Genomic DNA, 16983 nt, shown 5'->3' on the forward strand with positions numbered 1-16983 from the left:
CTATCGAATAATCCACACACTTAAATATTCAACAAAGTGTCATGCACCCTAGCAAAACCTGGGGTTTTGTCAGGGCTTGTTTTTTTCATATTAGTTGGCGTAGAGTTTGCCCACTGTGTTTGCATGGGTCGCTTGGAACCTGGACCTGGGCAGTAGCTGAAGTAGTTGTGCTACAACCCGTTCGACGTCTCTTACTTTCCTGCAACCCAGCCCAGTGCTCTTTCATGTGAAAGGGGCTGTCATTAATTTTAAGCGTCAAAGGAAAGAAGAAAATGTCTCAACGTGAGCGCGGTACCGTCAAGTGGTTTAACGACGAAAAAGGCTTTGGTTTTATCACTCCGGAAAGCGGGCCGGATCTGTTCGTGCATTTCCGCGCTATCCAGGGCAATGGCTTCAAGAGCCTGAAAGAAGGCCAGAAAGTGACCTTCGTTGCTGTACAAGGCCAGAAAGGCATGCAGGCTGACGAAGTACAAGCAGAAGCCTGATCCTTCCTGCGACAAAAAGCCTCTGATATGACATCAGGGGCTTTTTTATGGGCGTTTGTCCGTAAAATGCTGATTTTCCTCCAGAGAGCCCTGCCATGTCCAAGCACCTGCTAAGCCCCCAAGGCCAATACCCCGCCGTTGGCCTGGGCCGTCGCCTGGCAGCGATGTTCTACGACTTTCTGTTGTGCACGGCCCTGCTGATCGTCACAGCATTTGCCTACAAGCTGGTGTGGATCGCCTTCGTGGGCGAAGCGAAAATGCGCACCCTCACCGAATCCGGCGCCTTGGACGGTGACCCGTTGCTGTCGACGATCCTGTTGTTTGTGCTGTTTGGATTCTTCGCCAAGTTCTGGACCCATTCGGGGCAAACTCTGGGCATGCAGGTGTGGGGCGTACGTGTGCAAAATGCCGACGGTTCGCGCATCAGCCTGTGGCAAGCACTGCTGCGTTTTGTGGTGTCGATTGCGTCATGGCTGTGCGTGGGGTTGGGGTTTATCTGGTCGTTGTTCGATAAACAGAAGCGCAGCTGGCATGACATCTATTCGGATACGCAGCTGGTGCGGATCCCGAAGCCAAAGAAGTAACTCAAGCGCATCACAGATCAACTGTGGGAGCTGGCTTGCCTGCGATAGCGGTCTTGCAGTCAAAACACCTGTGACTGTTACACCGCTATCGCAGGCAAGCCAGCTCCCACATTTTGATTTGTCTCAGCCTGAGGATCAGGCGTTGCCGGCCAGCTTCAACCGTGCTGCCTGGGTAAAATCGAGCATGCGCTTGAGCGGCCGCACCGCCTGTGGAATCACCGACGGCTCGACGAAAATCTCATTACTGCCCTCACGCAGACACTGCAACGTACGCTCCAGCGTATTCATCGCCATCCACGGGCAGTGCGCGCAACTGCGGCAGGCCGCGCCGTTACCCGCAGTCGGCGCTTCGATGAAGACTTTGTCCGGGCACAGCTGCTGCATTTTGTAGAAAATACCGCGATCAGTTGCCACGATAAAAGTCTTGTTCGGCAGGCGCTGCGCCGCAGCGATCAGTTGGCTGGTGGAACCCACCGCATCCGCCAGCTCGATCACCGAGGTCGGCGATTCCGGGTGCACCAGGATCGCCGCGTCCGGGTACAGCGCCTTCATGTCTTCCAACTGCTTGGATTTGAACTCTTCATGGACGATGCAGGCACCGTCCCACAGCAGCATGTCGGCACCCGTCTGGCGCTGGATGTAGGTACCCAGGTGTTTGTCCGGGCCCCAGATAATGGTCTCGCCGTTGTCCATCAGGCTTTCGACGATTTCCAGCGCGCAGCTGGAAGTCACGACCCAATCGGCACGGGCTTTGACCGCCGCCGAGGTGTTGGCATACACCACCACGGTGCGCTCCGGATGTTGGTCGCAGAACGCTGAAAACTCATCCACGGGGCAACCCAGGTCCAGGGAGCAGGTGGCTTCCAGGGTCGGCATGAGGATGCGTTTTTCAGGGGTGAGGATCTTGGCGGTCTCGCCCATGAACCGCACACCGGCCACCAGCACGGTCTTGGCCGGGTGGGCGGCGCCGAAGCGCGCCATTTCCAGGGAGTCGGAAACACAGCCACCGGTTTCTTCGGCCAGGGCCTGGATCACCGGGTCGCAATAGAAGTGGGCAACCAGCACCGCATCCTGAGCCTTGAGCTCGGCGGCGATGGCGCTACGCAGGCTCGCCTCTTGCGCGGCGCTAAGCACCTTGGGCTGCTTGGCGTCGAGGTGGGCTTGAACCAGTAGGCGTTCGGAAATGTGCGTCATGTTCGCAAGACCTGCAGGCGCAGTAGCGCGAAAGTCGAGTGTACCACCGGCTCTGGAGCCCTTCGGGCGCCGCCGGACGAAGTGTTTGTGTTCATCAAGCACGGGTAAAGATGAAGCCGCGCAAGGCTACAGAATATCGAATGGATTCAAAAGCCTAATCTGGTATGCCGGTACGCGGCTGTTGGGCGCACCGCCGCCAGCTATAAACACAATGATTAAGCGCACCAGCTGCAACAATCCAAAAAAACCCATCCCCCTCCTTCGCCACCAACACCCCTAAAACATTGACACTTCAGGTTAATACTCGCCCACTACGCACTGTTTTTGTGCGTTATTTCCCTAAATAACGTGGTACTCCTCACGTTTTGTGCAATAAATCCCCCGCCCATGTAACGAACCGTTTAATGATGACTCCAGTGTGGCAACTCCCCCGAGATCACGGTTTGGCTCGGGAGGCATAGATCGTGTGTATTTCTACGTTAAGGATGTCGAGTGCCAATTCAGCCCACAACCGGACACTGGTGTCGTATTCAAATTTTGGGCGTCACCCTGCTCTGCCTGTGCGCGCTGCCTGCGGCTGCCGCCGATGCGCCGCAGCCAGGCCAGGAAGCCCTTCGCTTGCAGCAGCAACAGCAGCGCGACCTGCAGCAGTTACAACTGGAGCAGCGCCAGCGCCAGATGCAACGCGGCCGTTTCGGTACGCCGCCGCTCACACCGACCGCGCCCAAAGACATCGCCAAGGATGAACGCTGCTGGCCCCTGCGCGGTACACGCCTGGCCGGAGTCACGCTGTTCAGCAGCACCGAGCTGGACAAACACATCGAGCCCTACGTTGCTCCCTGCATGGGCGTCACCCAGATCAACCGACTATTGGCCCAGATCACGCGCCTGTATGTCGAGGCCGGCTATATCGCCAGCCGTCCCTACCTGATCAGTGCGCCGAGCGCCGGGCACCCGCTGGATATTCACGTCGAGGAAGGCTACCTCGAAGCCATCGAACTGGCCGACCAGAGCCTGCCCGTGTCGTTAGGCGCAGCGTTTCCCGGGATGCTCGGCAAGCCGCTGAACCTGCGCGACCTGGAACAGGGCCTGGACCAGCTTAACCGCCTGCGCTCGGTCGACCTCACCGCCGACATCGCCCCTGGCAGCCAAGCGGGCGCCTCGCGCATTATCCTGCGCTCGCGCAGCAGTGCCTCGCGTTGGGCCCTGGGGCTTGGGCTGGATAACCTCGGCAGCGCCGGCACCGGGCGTGATCGCAATGCCCTCAGCCTGAGCCTGGACAACCCGCTGCAACTGGGCGATTCGCTCAACCTGAGTTTCAGCGACACGCTCAACCATGGGCCGCGCTACAGCCGCAGCACCAGCCTGTTTTACTCGATCCCCTATGGCTACTGGACCTACAGCCTGTTCGCCAGCCATGCCGAATACCGCTCGCCGTTCAAGCTCAGCCGCACGACGCTCTACAACAGCGGCCGCACCGATCAGGTCAGCCTGCGCAGCGACCGGGTGCTGTGGCGCGACCAGGGCCATCAACTGAGCGCCAACCTGCAACTGGCCTACAAGGACGTCGACAGCTACCTGCAGAAGGCCCACCTGGACATCCAGAGCCCGACGCTGACGGTGGCCGAGGCCGGCCTGAACCTGTTCTGGCTCAACAGCGCGGTGTGGAACCTGGACGTCAATTACGCCCAGGGCCTGACCTGGTTCGGCGCCGATCGCGATGCCAACCAGGTGCAGAAAAACCGGCCCAAGGCGCAGTTTCACAAGTACCGCGCCAACCTCAGCCAATGGCGCAACGGCCAATGGTCGGCGCAACCGTGGCAGTGGCAGAGCCAACTGTCGGTGCAATACAGCCCGGACACACTGCCCGCCATCGAACAACTGCTGGTCACCGACGACTCGGCCGTGCGTGGCTACCGCGACAACAGCAGCTCCGGCGCGATTGGTGCGGTGTGGCGCAACACTTTGCGCCTGCCGCTGAACAGCGATTTGCCGGTGAAAATCACCCCGCGCCTGGGCCTGGACAACGGCTGGGTCAAGCGCGAACACGGCGCCCAAAGCCAACGCCTGAGCGGCGCCAGCGCGGGGCTCAACCTGAGCTGGAAGAACGTGCAGCTCGACTTCGATTACCAACGCAACCTCAACACCCCCACAGGTTTTCACCAGGAGCCGGAGGTCTGGCTGACACGCCTGAGCCTACAGATTTGAGCCATGAGCTGTTTTTTAGCCTGAGTCAACCGCCGTACCTGACCACCCCAACAGCGTTGCAACGAACAACGCACGACGTGGATCAGCCAACACAGAGCGAGATCATTTATGCCGACTACTTCCCACAGCTTTCGCCTTTCGCCCCAGGGCAAACTGCGCTTGGCCATTGCCAGCCTGTTCCTGCTGCCCCAGCTTGCGCTCGCCGCGGGCGTGACCGTTGCCGAAGGGCCTGGCGGTACGCCGCAACTGCAAAACCAGGGCGGTGTGCCCATCGTCAACATCGTCGCGCCGAATGCCGGCGGCCTGTCCCATAACCAGTTTCTAGATTACAACGTCGACCGCCAGGGCCTGGTGCTGAACAATGCCTTGCAGGCCGACGTGTCCAAGCTCGCCGGGCAGTTGGCGGCCAACCCGCAGTTCCAGGGCCAGGCGGCGAGCGTGATCCTCAATGAAGTAATCAGTCGCAATGCCTCGGCCATCAACGGCGCCCAGGAGATTTTCGGCCAGGCCGCCGATTATGTACTGGCCAACCCCAACGGCATTTCTGTGAATGGCGGCGGTTTCATCAACACCCCGAATGCCAGCCTGGTGGTCGGCCGCCCTGAACTCGACAACGGCACACTGCAAGCCTTGAGCACGCGGGATGCCACCGGTCAACTGACGGTGCAAGGCCAGGGCCTGCACAACCGCGAAGGCTCCATCAACCTGATCGCGCCACGTATCGACAGCGACGGCAGCATCAGTGCCCATGATCAATTGAACCTCACGGTCGGGCGCAACCAGGTCGACTTCGCCAGCGGGCAAGTCAGCCAGGTAGACCCGACCAGCAAGACCCAGGACCAGCGTATCGACGCACGCCTGTTCGGGGCGATGCTGGCCGGGCGCATCAATATCGTCAGCACCGCCGAAGGTGCCGGCGTGCGCGTGGGTGGCGTGCAGGTGGACGGCCGTGACGGCGTGAAAATCAGCTCGGCCGGCGACCTCGATATCAGCGGCCAGGTCCACGCCAACAGCCTCGACGCCACCCGCGCCGGTGTGCAGAGCCGCCACGGCGATGTCGACTTGCACAGTGCCAGGGACTTGAACCTGGCGGCCACCGACGTCAGCGGGCGTAACGTCAAACTCGCCGCCAGCCGCAACCTGACCCTCAGCAGCCTGGAAAGCCGCAAGCTCCAGGAAAAACGTGAACAGTGGGACAACAGCAACTTCCTGTTCACCTACGAAACCTATGACCGCACCACCACCGACAAGGACTCGCGCCAGCACGGCAACAAGGTCGTCGCGCAACAGGATGCCGCGCTGTCCTCCGGCGCCAACACCGAAATCAAAGCCAGCCAGGTGCAAGCCGGTAGCGCCTTGCGCATCGACAGCGGCGCCGATCTGCAAGTGAACGCAGCCACCGAAACCCATGAAACCCGCGACCAAGGCAACCATCGCAAACATTTGTGGAAAGCCAACTGGGACAAATCCAGCAGCGAACAACGCAGCGTTACCACCAGCCTCAAGGCTGGCAACACGCTGGCGCTGACCAGCAAGCAGAAACTGCAACTCCAGGGCGCCGAGCTGAAAACCCCAGGCGATATCCAGTTGGCCGGTGGCCAAGTCGAAATCGCCAGCGCCAGCCGCACCCAAAGCAGCAGCGATAACGCCTACTCCGGCGACCTGACCGGTGGCAGCTTCTTCGGTAAGAAAGGCGACGGTAACCAGGGCAAAACCCTGAACACCGGCAGCAAGGTCAACGCCGACGGCAAGCTGATCGTCAAGGCCGACGACGTGCGCATCAGCGGCAGCCAGGCCCGTGGCGGCAAGCAGGCCAGTGTCATCAGCGACAAGGGCTCGCTGGTGATCGACGGCGTACAGGACACCTCCCACGACAACCGCTACAGCAACGACAGCAAGTTCTTCGGCATCTCCAAGGACGAAAGCCGCAAGAACCTCAAGGACAGCACCATAGTCGCCAGCCACCTGCGCTCGGACAGCAACCTCAAGCTGCAAAGCGCCCAAGACATCACCGTCACTGGTTCCCAGGTCTCTGCCGGCGACGAACTGCAGGCACAGGCCAAGGGCGATATCAAGGTGGATGCGGCCGAGAACACCACCCACGGCACCACCAGCACGCATACCCGTGGCTTCGATAGCTACGCCAGGGAAACCGCCGACGGCAGCCGTCAATACCGCGCAGGGGTAAGCTATGAGGACCAGCAGCAAACCCGCAAGACCGACACCACCCGGCAGCAGGCTTCCAGTCTTAAAGGCGGCAGTGTGGTCGTCAGCGCTGGCGGCGATGTGAGCATCAAGGGCTCCGACCTCAAGACGACCCAAGGCGATGCAAGCTTGAGCGGTCAAAACGTCGCGCTGTTGGCGGCCGACGACAACAGCACCCAAGCCATCGACAAGACCACTACCGGTGGTAGCTTCTACTACACCGGCGGCCTTGATCGGGCTGGCAGTGGCGCGCAATTGAGCCACCAGAGCAGCCAGGACACCAACAGCAAAACCACCGCGCACACCAGCACCGTGGCAGCGGCCGGCAAGCTGGCCATCAACGTCGGCGACACCCTTACCAGCCAGGGCGCGCAGGTCAAGGCCGGCACCGAGTTGCAGGTCAACGCGGGCCGGATCGACAACCAGGCAGCCCATTCCACCGAGACCAGCGCCCATAAGGAAAACGGTTGGGCCGCCGATGTCGGCGCCAATGTGGAGTACAAAGGCATCACCCGCCCGATCGAAAAAGCCGTCGAAGGCGTGGCCCAGGTCAAGTTCCATCAGCCTGGTTTACTGGACGCGTTCGAGCAGCCGAATGTCGGGCTGGATGTGGAAGTCGCACATACCCACAAAACCCGCACACAGCAGGACAGCACAGCGGTGGTCAGCCAGTTCAGCGGCGCCACGGTGCAGGTCGATACCGCTGGGAAACTGCAGGATGCAGGCACTCAATACCGGGCCACCGATGGTGGGCTGACGATCAAGGCCGGCGAGCATATCGCCAAGGCGGCAGCCAATACCCACAGCAGCAGCGAGCAAGGCGTGGACGCCAAGGTCGGCGTGCGGATCTACACCACCACCGGTGAAGACCTGAATGTGCGCGGCAGCGGCTTGGGCGGCAGCAGCGATGTGCTTGAAACCAGCAGCACGGCGGTGGTCGGCAACTATGCCGGCACCCAGGGCGTGAGCATCGAGGTCAAGGGCGATGCGCGCTATGAAGGCAGCCAGTTCAACGGCGACCAGGCAGGCGTCAACCTCAAGACCGGCGGTGAGCTGGCGCTCAACCAGGCCAACGACAGACAGAGCAAAAACAGCAGCACCTTGCGCGGCAACGGTTCATTGAGCGTGGGCACCGCGCCGGGCGGCAATGGCACCAACGTCAACCTCGGTGCCGGTGTGCAACTGGACAACAAACGCCTGGACACCCAGGACAGCCAGGCCCGCGTCGCGACGGTCCAGGGCAGCGGGCCGATCCAACTCAGCAGCGGCGGCGACATGACCCTGCAAGGCTCGCAGATCGGCTCCAGCGCCGCCAAGACCGGCGATATCAACCTCAATGCCGAGGGCAGGCTGAACCTGCAAGCCGCCACCAACAGCCACATCAGTAGCGGCAGCAACCTGGGCGGCGGCCTGACCATCGGCGCCGGCAAGACCAGCAGCGCCGACAGCAGCAGCAAGACCGGCAGCCTCAGCGCCAATTTCAACATCGGCAAAGTGGCGGAAAATGACCAGGGCGTCGTCGTCGGGCAGTTGCACAGCAACGGCAAGGTCAGCCTCGCCAGTGGTGCCGAGGCGGCCGATGCCCTGCACTTGCAGGGGACTCAAGTCAACGCGACCAGCGTCAGCCTCGACGCGCAGAACGGCGGCATCCTGCAAGAGTCTGCACAATCGACCCAGGCCCATGCCAACTGGGGAGTGACCCTGGGCGCGGGTGGCAGCGTTGGCAAGACCACCTTGGCCGACGCCGGGGAGCACGAAACACCCAAGACCCAGCGCGGCATCAATGCGCGGGCCAAGGTCGACGTGGATCACCTGCAAAGTACCACCCAGCATGACAGCCTGATCAAGGCTGGCAACGTGGTCATCAACAGTGCCGGCGACACCCATCTGGCCGGGGCACGCATCGAAGCCGAGCAGGTGAATGGCAAGGTGGGTGGCGATCTCGTCGTCGAGAGCCGCAAGGACCATGTCAACAGCACCCAGGTGAATGTCGATGCCAGGCTGGATGTGGAAAAAAACCAGCCTGGCGTGGTGGATAAACTCGCCACTGCCACCGGCCCGCTCAAGGACAAAGTGCAAGCCAAGGCCGAAGGTGCGTTCGACAAGCATCGCGACAAACTGGAGAACGTCGTCGACAAAAGCACCGGGCACCTGGCTTCGGCCAAGGACAAAGTGGTCAACGACGTCGTCAACGCCAAGGAACACCTGGAAGAAAAACTCACCCGCAGCGGCAGTTACGATGTGAACCCCGAGCCCCGTGGCGCCTTCGGCACTCGCGTAGACAAGGCCAAGGCTTACCTGGCGGACAAGAAGGAGGCGCTGGGCACACGCCTGTCGGGCTTCAAGGATAAGGTCTGGCCGAAAAACAGCGACAGCTACGTCGTCAGCGGCAAGAACACCACCGGCAGCTCGGTGGCCGATACCGCTGAAAGCGTGTTGTTCGGTGACAAGAGTGGCAACACCAACTACACCCCGACCCTGTATCTGGACGTCAGCCATGTGGTCAAGGACAGCGTCACCCAGGCGTCAGGCATTCGCGCAAGCCAAGGCGTCAATCTACAGGTCGGGGGCGATACGCGCCTCACGGGGGCGCGGCTCGGCGCCGAGCATGGCAAGGTCGAGCTGGGCGGTTCCAAAGTCACCGCTACGACATTGGCCGGCAGCGACTACCGTGCTGATGTCGGGCTGAACGTCTCGAAATCACCGGTCAACCTCGCATTGGGAGCCAAGGATGAATTGACCCAGAAACAGGATGACGCCACGCGCAAGGATCAAGCCTTCAACCTGGGACCACTGCGAGCGGGTGGGCACAGTCAGGGCCAGGTCTTGCAGGCGGGGATTGATCAAGGCATCAACTAAAGGTTAAGCATCCGATTACCGAACGAAACAGATCCCAATGTGGGAGGGGGCTTGCTCCCTCCCACATTCGTAGACCTAATTCCTGGCTTGCTGCCGCAAGGCAAGGGCCGCCACACCACACAGCACCAACGCAACACAGGAGACGTAGAACGCGTCGCTGTAGGCCATCAGGTACGCCTCGCGCCGCACGGTACGGATCAGCCCCTCAAGTACCTGCTGCTGGGCGGGTAGCAATTGATTGAAAATAAACGCTTCGCTGTCGGCCATGCTGGCGCGCAGACGCTCCTGCAAGGACGGCGAAAACAGGGTGATCGACTCCCCGACCCGCTCAGAGTGAAAGCGCTCGCGCATGGCGACGATCTGCGTCAACCCCGCAGTGCCCACGGCACCACCCAGGTTACGCAGCATGGAGAACAAGGCAGAGGCGGAACCGGCTTCATCCTTGGCCAAGCCGGATACCGCCAGCACCGACAGCGCCACCATGATCAGCGGTTGTCCGATACCGCGCACCACCGTGGAAGGAATGATCACGTTGGCAGCGCTATCCACATCCAGATGCGCCCCCAGATAACACCCCAGCGCCATGATGAAAAAGCCGCTGGCGACCATCAGTTTCGGGTTGAGCCACTTCATCAGGCGTGGCATGAACGGCGCCAGCACCAGTTGCACCATGCCGTAGGCGATCAGGCTGATGCCGATTTCCCGGGCGTTGTAGCCCTGCAACTGGGACAGGTAGTTGGGCACCAGAAACACCAGGCCGAAGGTCGCCCCGCCGAAAATGAACATTGCCGCACTGGCCACCCCGAAGTTATAGCTCTTGAGCAGGCGCAGGTTGATGAAGGAGCGGCTGCCATACAGCTGCGACAGCACGAAATACACCAGGGCAACGCCTGCGACCAGTGACATCCACACAATGAAATCGGAGCCGAACCAATCCTTGCGCCCGCCTTCTTCCAGCACGATCTGCAAGCCACCCAGGCCGACGATCATGGCGATGATGCCGCCCCAGTCGCCGCGTTTGAGCAGGCTCAACTGCATGGGCTTGGCGTCGATGGACCACGCCACCGCCAGCAGCAAGAGAATACCCGGCGCCAGTTGCAGGTAGAAAATCCAGCGCCAGGAATAGGCATCGGTCAGCCAGCCACCGATGGACGGCCCGGCGGCCTGGGCGACGCTGTTGGACAGGGCAAACAAGGCCATGCCCATGGCAATCTTGCTCGGCGGCAGCTCGGTGATGATCAACTGGAATGACAAGGGGATAAGTACCGCGCCGGCCGCGCCCTGGATCACCCGAATGATGATCATCACTTCCAGGTTGGGCGCCCAGGAGCAGGCAATGGACGCCACCAGGAACACAAACGAACCCACCAGCATCACCCGGCGCAGGGAGAACACCTGCACCAGCCAGGCGGTCAGCGGGATCATCACGATTTCTGCGACCAGGTAGGCGGTGGAGATCCACGAGCCCTCCTCGAAAGTCGCCCCCAGGGAGCCCTCGATTTCCGGCAATGCGGCGCTGGTCACATGCACGTTCATGCCGGCCATGAAACAGCCGAACAGCCCACCGATCACCGCCACCCAGGCACGAAAGGAGACGCTCTTTTCAGCGGCTTCAGTCATGTGCAACGCCTTGGTTGGCTGGCCGGGTATCGACCGTGGTGATCACCGACATGCCTGGCAGGATAGGCCCGCCCTGATCATGCTCATCGATGACAATTTTCACCGGGAAGCGCTGCACGATCTTGGTGAAGTTGCCGGTGGCATTATCCGACGGCAACAGTGCGAACACCGCCCCCGAACCTGGCGAGAAACTCACCACATGGCCCTTGAGCTTGCGTCCTGAGTAGCTGTCGATGCTGATGTCCACGGGTTGGCCGGCGCGCATGTCGCGCAATTGGGTTTCCTTGTAGTTGGCCACCACGTAGGCCTGCTGCAAGGGCACCACCGCCAGCAGCGGCAAGCCTGGCGCGACGTATTGGCGGGTGCGCACTTTGCGCTGCCCCACCACGCCGTCGATGGGCGAGCGGATCAAGGTGTCTTCCTGCGCATGGGTCGCCAGGTTCAACTGCGCCTGGGCCTGGCTGCGCCGGGCAATCTGTTGTTGGAGCGAGGCTTGGGCCAATTGGCGGCGACTGATGGCAACGGTCAACCGGGTTTCCTGTTGACGTTGCATGGCCTTGGCAATTTCCACCGCGGCGCTGGCCTGGGTGTAGCTGGCGGCCGCCGTTTCCAGGCGCTGGGCACTGGCGGCATGTTCGCGCACCAACCCTTCGTAGCGGCGCTGGTCGAGGCGAGCGCGGTGCAACTCGGCGGCCACGCTGCGGGCGTGGGCCTGAGCCTGGGCAACGCCGGCCTGTTGCTGGGCGATCAGGCTGTCGGTGACGTTCAGGTTGGCCTGTTGCGCCGCCACCGAAGCTTGGGTTTCGGCCAGTTGTGCACGGGCCTGTTCCAGGCGGGCCAAATAGTCACGGTCCTCGATGCGCACCAGCACATCCCCGGCCTTGACGGGCTGGTCGTCCTCCACCAACACCTGGGCCACATACCCGGAGACCTTGGGGCTGATGGGAATCCAGTCGGCACGCACATAGGCATCATCGGTCTGTTCCAGATATCGGCCGACCGTCATCCAGTACACGCCGAACACCACCGCTGCGATCAACAGCGCCGCGCCGCCCAGCAGGATCAGGTGCCGTTTGCGACGTTGCTTGCGCGTATGCGCCAATTCATCCTGGACAGCAGTTTTTTCATCAACGGCGATATTCATGGCTGGGTACCGGAAAAAGTGGTGTAAGCGTGGATGGGAGCTGAAGGCTGCCAACCACCGCCAAGCGCCCGAAACAGGCTGATCTGGCGTTGCAGCAACTGGCCGTCGGCGTCGGCGCGAGTGGCCTGCAAGCGGATCAGTTCACGCTCGCTGTCCAGCACGTCCAGAAAATCGATAGACCCCGCGTCGTAATTGAATTGGGCCAACCTGTAGGCGTGGCGGCTGCTGTCCAGTGCCTGGCTCAAGGCCGCGTGACGCTGGCGCTCGCCGTCATACAAGGCCAAGGCCTGGCGCACCTCCTTGAGAGCCTTGAGTACGCTGGCCTCGAATTGCGCCACCTCCACCTGCTCAAGCGCCCGCGCCTGATTGACCCGCGCGCGGTTGGCGCGCCAATTGGGGAACTGCCAGGTGATCAGCGGGCCAATGCCGAACATCACCGCGCTGCTGTCGCCCAGCTCATGGGGCCTGTTGGCCGATGAAGACACCGAGGCGCCGAAGGTCACCTTCGGGTACAGGTCGGCCTGGACGATATCCACTTGCAGCGTGGCCGCCTGCAATGCTCGCTCGGCCTGACGGATATCGGGGCGGCGCGCCAATAATTGCCAGCCATCGCCCACCGGCAGTTCGGCATTGAGTTGCGGCACCACCTCACAGGTCGCAGCGCCAGCGTCTTGTTCCAGATCAGCCACGCCGGTCAGCATTGCCAGCTCGTACAGCGCCGCTTGCCGACGCGCCTCCAGCATCGGCAGCAAGGCCTGGGTTTCGCCCTGCAGGGCTTGCATGCGCGTGTATTCAAGGTCCGTCACCACACCGGCCTGGCGCTGGCGATCGATCAGCGCCAGGCTGCGCCCGACCACGTCCAACGAATGACGCTGGACCTTGGCACGGGCACCGAGGGCGCAAGCATTCACATAGGCGCGGGTGGTTTGCGCCACGACCGTGATGCGCAGCAGGTCTTCGGCGTCCTGCGCCGCCGCGGCTTGCACCTGGGCCCGCTCGATACTGCGCTGGACCTGACCCCAGACGTCCACTTGATACGCCAGTTCAAAGCCCGGGTTGAAGGCCCACTGTGACGGCGCATGGCTATCGGTGGCCTTGGCCAGGGTCTGGTCATCGGCCGTCTTGCCGTACTCGGCGCCCAGTGACGCCTGGGTGGACGGCCAGCGCTCGGCATCAGCCTGCATGATCCCGGCCAGCATCGCTTGCACATGGGCCTGGGCCGCCGCCAGGTCGCGGTTGTGCAGCAATGCCTGCTGCACCAGCCCATCGAGTTTCGGGTCGTTGTACAACTGCCACCAGCGCTCGGGTAACGCCTGGGCCGATACACCTTGCGGCAAGTGGCTCAGGGCATTGATACGCTCCGGGTGTGGCCGTGCGGGCGCATGGGCAACCCAGGACGAACAACCCGCCGACAACGCCAGCGCAATGCCCAGCAGCGCCAGACGGCCATGCGGTGGGGGAAAAGAAGGCGAACCCATCGAAGAAATCCAGAAGCCCAAGTAGAGACCCAGGGTAAGAGCGCAACGGGGTGCGAATCTCCCGAGTTCCGGACAACCATCGTTTTGATTGGGACAAGGTGCGGGGTAGCTTGGCAGTACTCGGTCCAAATGTGGGAGGGGGCTTGCCCCCGATGAGCATAGGTATCTACACAACTTTGGGGCGACGCTGGACCTGTGGCGAGGGAGCTTGCTCCCGTGACGGACTGACAGCCGACGCTGATCGAGCTGACGCACCGCGATCCAAATGTGGGAGCTGGCTTGCCTGCGAAGGCGGCCTTAAAGCTGACCAGGATCTCGGGTCAGACCGCGTACATATCCGTTCCTGCGGTAATGGCTGCTATTGGTTCCGCTTTTACAGCGGGTCACTTTTGAAGAGCCCAAAAGTAACCAAAAGGCTCTTGCCCCACCACTCGGCACCTCGCTCAGGCTCGGTGTGCCCGTAATTCGCCAGTGATTTGGGGGGTCGCCTAAGATCAAAAGCAGATCAAGATCAAGAGCGACTCGCTTCGCATCGTGGTTACCGTCGGCTACTACAGCCTACAAAGTTGTGTAGATACCTATGCCCCGATGAGGGAGTATCAGTTAGCAAACCTGTAACTGACCCACCGCCATCGGGGGCAAGCCCCCTCCCACATTTGGACCGAGGCTGACAGGTAAGCCTATCGCCAGATCAAATCACACCAATCGACAGTTACTCGGGGTGTAACCCATGGTGCGCTTGAACATCGCAGTAAACGCACTCGGGCTCTGATAACCATGCTCCAGCGCCACTTCCAGGATCGACACGCCACAGGCCAGCCGCTGCATGCTGAGCAACAACCGCGTGCGCTTGCGCCATTCGCCGTAACTCATGCCCAACTCTTTCTGGAACAGCCGCGCCAAGGTACGCGAACTCATATTGAGCTGCAGCGCCCAACTCTCCAGTGTCGACTCCTGGGAAGGGTTGTCGATAAAGCCCGCACACAGCGACTTGAGCCTCGGCTCATCCGGAATCGGCACATGTGCCAGCACCCGTTGTGCCCGGTCGAGCTCCGAGAAAATCAACTCGACAATCTGCGCGTGGCGCAACAACGCCGGCTCACTGTCGAGCTTATCCCCCGCAGCGACGATCAGCTCACGCAACAGCGGCGAAACCCTGATGACCTCGCACTCCGAGGTCAAGCCACGATGCGCCCCCGGCGAGATCAACAAGGTGCGCATACGCACTTCACCGGTCATGCGGATCTGATGCTCCCTCCCTGAAGGCACCCACAATGCATGCCCGGAAGGCACCACCCAGGCCGTCGCCTCCACCGACACCAGCATCACACCGTTGATGGCATAGACGAGCTGGCCCTCGTCATGTCGATGGGGCGCCACGATGTGGCCGTGTTCATAGTTAGCGGCGAGCGCCGCTAATGGGGTAGGCGCGTTCATTTCAGCAGGCCATCGCGGCGTTCGCTCGTCTTGAGGGAAGCGAGCTATGTCGGCAATTGCAGGAAGAGGCTGTGAGCATCATATCGTTTCTCCTTTTTAGGGCAGACCGCCAGGAGCGTTCGGCGCGTCTTGAGTGCGGAAACAACCCGCACATCAGAAAAAATGCACAAATGCATAATTTCGCCTTGAAAATTAAACTGTATGGATACACAGTATCAGCAGGCCTCATCTTATGCCGATTCATCGCTACCGACGAGCAGCGCGGCGAGGCCGAGCCAGAGGGGTAATTCCCAACAATTGACCGAAATATATATCGATAAGGATATCGACTCATGACTATCGTTCTTCCACCCATCGTCGTCACTGCCACCGAACCCGGTTACCCGGCAAATCCTGGAGGCCTGCCGTTTCCCGCGCCGAACCCGGCAGTTGTGTTCCAAGGGCAGATGCTGGAACGCTTTGCTTATTATCGCCAGGGGTTGTGGCGCGAGATGCTAATCAAAATCGCCGACGAACAGGTCACCTGGGGAATGACAGGTGGGCCAGCGCCAGGGATCGTACATGATTTGCAATCGGTGCCGTTTGCAGATAGCTACCTTTACTTTAATCCGGGCCTGACGTCTGGCCATGGTCTGAATTACGCCCAGCAATATTTCCAATCAGGTGGCGTAACCTCCTCTCCAGGCCTTTCGGGCGGTGATCTGACTCCGGTCGCAGCCGTTGGGCACTTTCTTTACGGCAAAGGTACTCCAACCGAAACCTCAATCAACCTATTCGGGCTGAACTCACCGAGCATCTCAAGCGCTGTGTTCAATGACGTTCTAGCCTCAGCGCCAATCGGAACGTCGCCGATTTCCATTGGCAATATTCCTTTTACGCCAGACGCCACGTCCTGGCAGCTTGCAACGTGGATAGACAATCTTTCCCTGACCTTGCAAGGCACCCTCAATAAGGCTCAGGACGGTAGTTATCAATTTAACGGCTCCGTATCCGCCGCCAACCACACCTACGATTCGATGCCTGCCGGTTTCAAAGCGGCCATCGGCGAAGCGGCTGCAAATACGCTTCAAAGCGTATTTGACGCTCATGGCGCTATGCCCTTTGAGGTCGTGATCAAAGGCGAAACCGCAGTTACCGTTACCAAAGAACTCACTCCCGATGAAAAGGCTGCCTATACAGACGCTGTCAGCTTCGTATCGACTGCCAATGAACAAATGCTTCAAAAATATGGTGCCAACTTGAGCAAAGTCGCCCAAGACATGCAAGCTGAGATCTCTGGCAAGAAAGTCAGAAGTTATGCAGAAGCAATGGCGACCTTTGAGAAAGTCAGCGCCAACCCCGCTATGAAACTCAATGCACTGGACACCCAAGCAGTGGTCGACGCGCTGAATGCCCTGGATAAGGCGACCTTTGCGGATAACATCACCCGTTTGGGCAAAGCATTCGGTGTGGTCGGTAAAGTCGTACAAGCAGAAGCCATCCGCGAGAAAACCGTCTCCGGTTTTCAAACCGGCGACTGGAAGCCGCTCATGCTTGAGCTTGAAGCAATGGCGGTCGGCACCGGTGCTGGAATTTTGCTCGCCACCAGCATGGCGTTCTTCTTTCCTGTTTTTGCGTCGGCTGCCGCTGGAGTCGTCGTGGTGGCCTTGATGATGGCAGCCACCGCTGCCTATTTTGATGCAGCCAAAGTCGATGAGATCAACAACCTGATTCTTAACTAAAACAAAGGGTCCGGGCGGGCCGAGTCTTGTCCGGACCCAGCGTGTTAG

At 60.7% G+C, this 16983-nt stretch carries 10 protein-coding genes; 5 read left to right on the forward strand and 5 right to left on the reverse strand.

From position 1 onward, the window contains the following. Positions 1 to 272 precede the first annotated feature (272 nt). The gene (locus TU73_RS20195; RefSeq protein WP_057013705.1) at positions 273 to 485 is read left to right on the forward strand and encodes a cold-shock protein; all 213 of its coding nucleotides are present in this window, start codon (positions 273 to 275) and stop codon (positions 483 to 485) included. Between the two features lie 95 nt (positions 486 to 580). Beyond that, positions 581 to 1069, forward strand: a complete 489-nt coding sequence (locus TU73_RS20200) for an RDD family protein (RefSeq protein ID WP_057013706.1) — start codon at positions 581 to 583, stop codon at positions 1067 to 1069. 135 nt (positions 1070 to 1204) lie between these two features. On the opposite strand, the gene nadA is transcribed toward TU73_RS20200, so the two are convergent. Next, positions 1205 to 2263, reverse strand: coding sequence for a quinolinate synthase NadA (nadA, locus tag TU73_RS20205; RefSeq protein ID WP_057013707.1), 1059 nt, complete (start codon positions 2261 to 2263; stop codon positions 1205 to 1207). Positions 2264 to 2755: 492 nt separating this feature from the next. Between nadA and TU73_RS20210 the strand changes: the two genes are divergently transcribed. Further along, positions 2756 to 4471, forward strand: a complete 1716-nt coding sequence (locus TU73_RS20210) for a ShlB/FhaC/HecB family hemolysin secretion/activation protein (protein WP_057013708.1) — start codon at positions 2756 to 2758, stop codon at positions 4469 to 4471. A gap of 108 nt (positions 4472 to 4579) precedes the next feature. Next, entirely contained in the window at positions 4580 to 9535 is a 4956-nt protein-coding gene (locus TU73_RS20215; protein ID WP_057013709.1) for a hemagglutinin repeat-containing protein, read from the forward strand. Between the two features lie 75 nt (positions 9536 to 9610). Here the strand turns inward: TU73_RS20215 and TU73_RS20220 are convergent, their stop codons facing one another. From TU73_RS20220 to TU73_RS20235, 4 genes are all read right to left on the reverse strand, one after another. Beyond that, positions 9611 to 11155 (reverse strand): MDR family MFS transporter, encoded by a 1545-nt coding sequence (locus tag TU73_RS20220; RefSeq protein WP_057013710.1) that lies wholly within the window; start codon positions 11153 to 11155, stop codon positions 9611 to 9613. Next, on the reverse strand, positions 11148 to 12299 hold the full coding sequence (locus tag TU73_RS20225) for an HlyD family secretion protein (protein WP_057013711.1): 1152 nt from the start codon (positions 12297 to 12299) through the stop codon (positions 11148 to 11150). The genes TU73_RS20220 and TU73_RS20225 overlap by 8 nt, the downstream gene beginning before the upstream one ends. Then, entirely contained in the window at positions 12296 to 13777 is a 1482-nt protein-coding gene (locus tag TU73_RS20230) for a TolC family protein (protein WP_057013712.1), read from the reverse strand. Before TU73_RS20230 ends, TU73_RS20225 begins: the two co-directional genes overlap by 4 nt. A gap of 696 nt (positions 13778 to 14473) precedes the next feature. Then, positions 14474 to 15214: an AraC family transcriptional regulator gene (locus TU73_RS20235; RefSeq protein WP_057013713.1), complete on the reverse strand. Its 741-nt coding sequence runs from the start codon at positions 15212 to 15214 to the stop codon at positions 14474 to 14476. 332 nt (positions 15215 to 15546) lie between these two features. On the opposite strand from TU73_RS20235, the gene TU73_RS28535 reads away from it, so the two are divergent. Then, positions 15547 to 16935 carry a lipid II-degrading bacteriocin gene (locus tag TU73_RS28535; protein WP_082642642.1) on the forward strand — a complete coding sequence of 463 codons (1389 nt, stop codon included), beginning with the start codon at positions 15547 to 15549 and terminating at the stop codon, positions 16933 to 16935. The last annotated feature ends 48 nt before the right edge of the window (positions 16936 to 16983 follow it).

The sequence above is a fragment of the Pseudomonas libanensis genome, from assembly GCF_001439685.1.
GTDB lineage: Bacteria > Pseudomonadota > Gammaproteobacteria > Pseudomonadales > Pseudomonadaceae > Aquipseudomonas > Aquipseudomonas libanensis.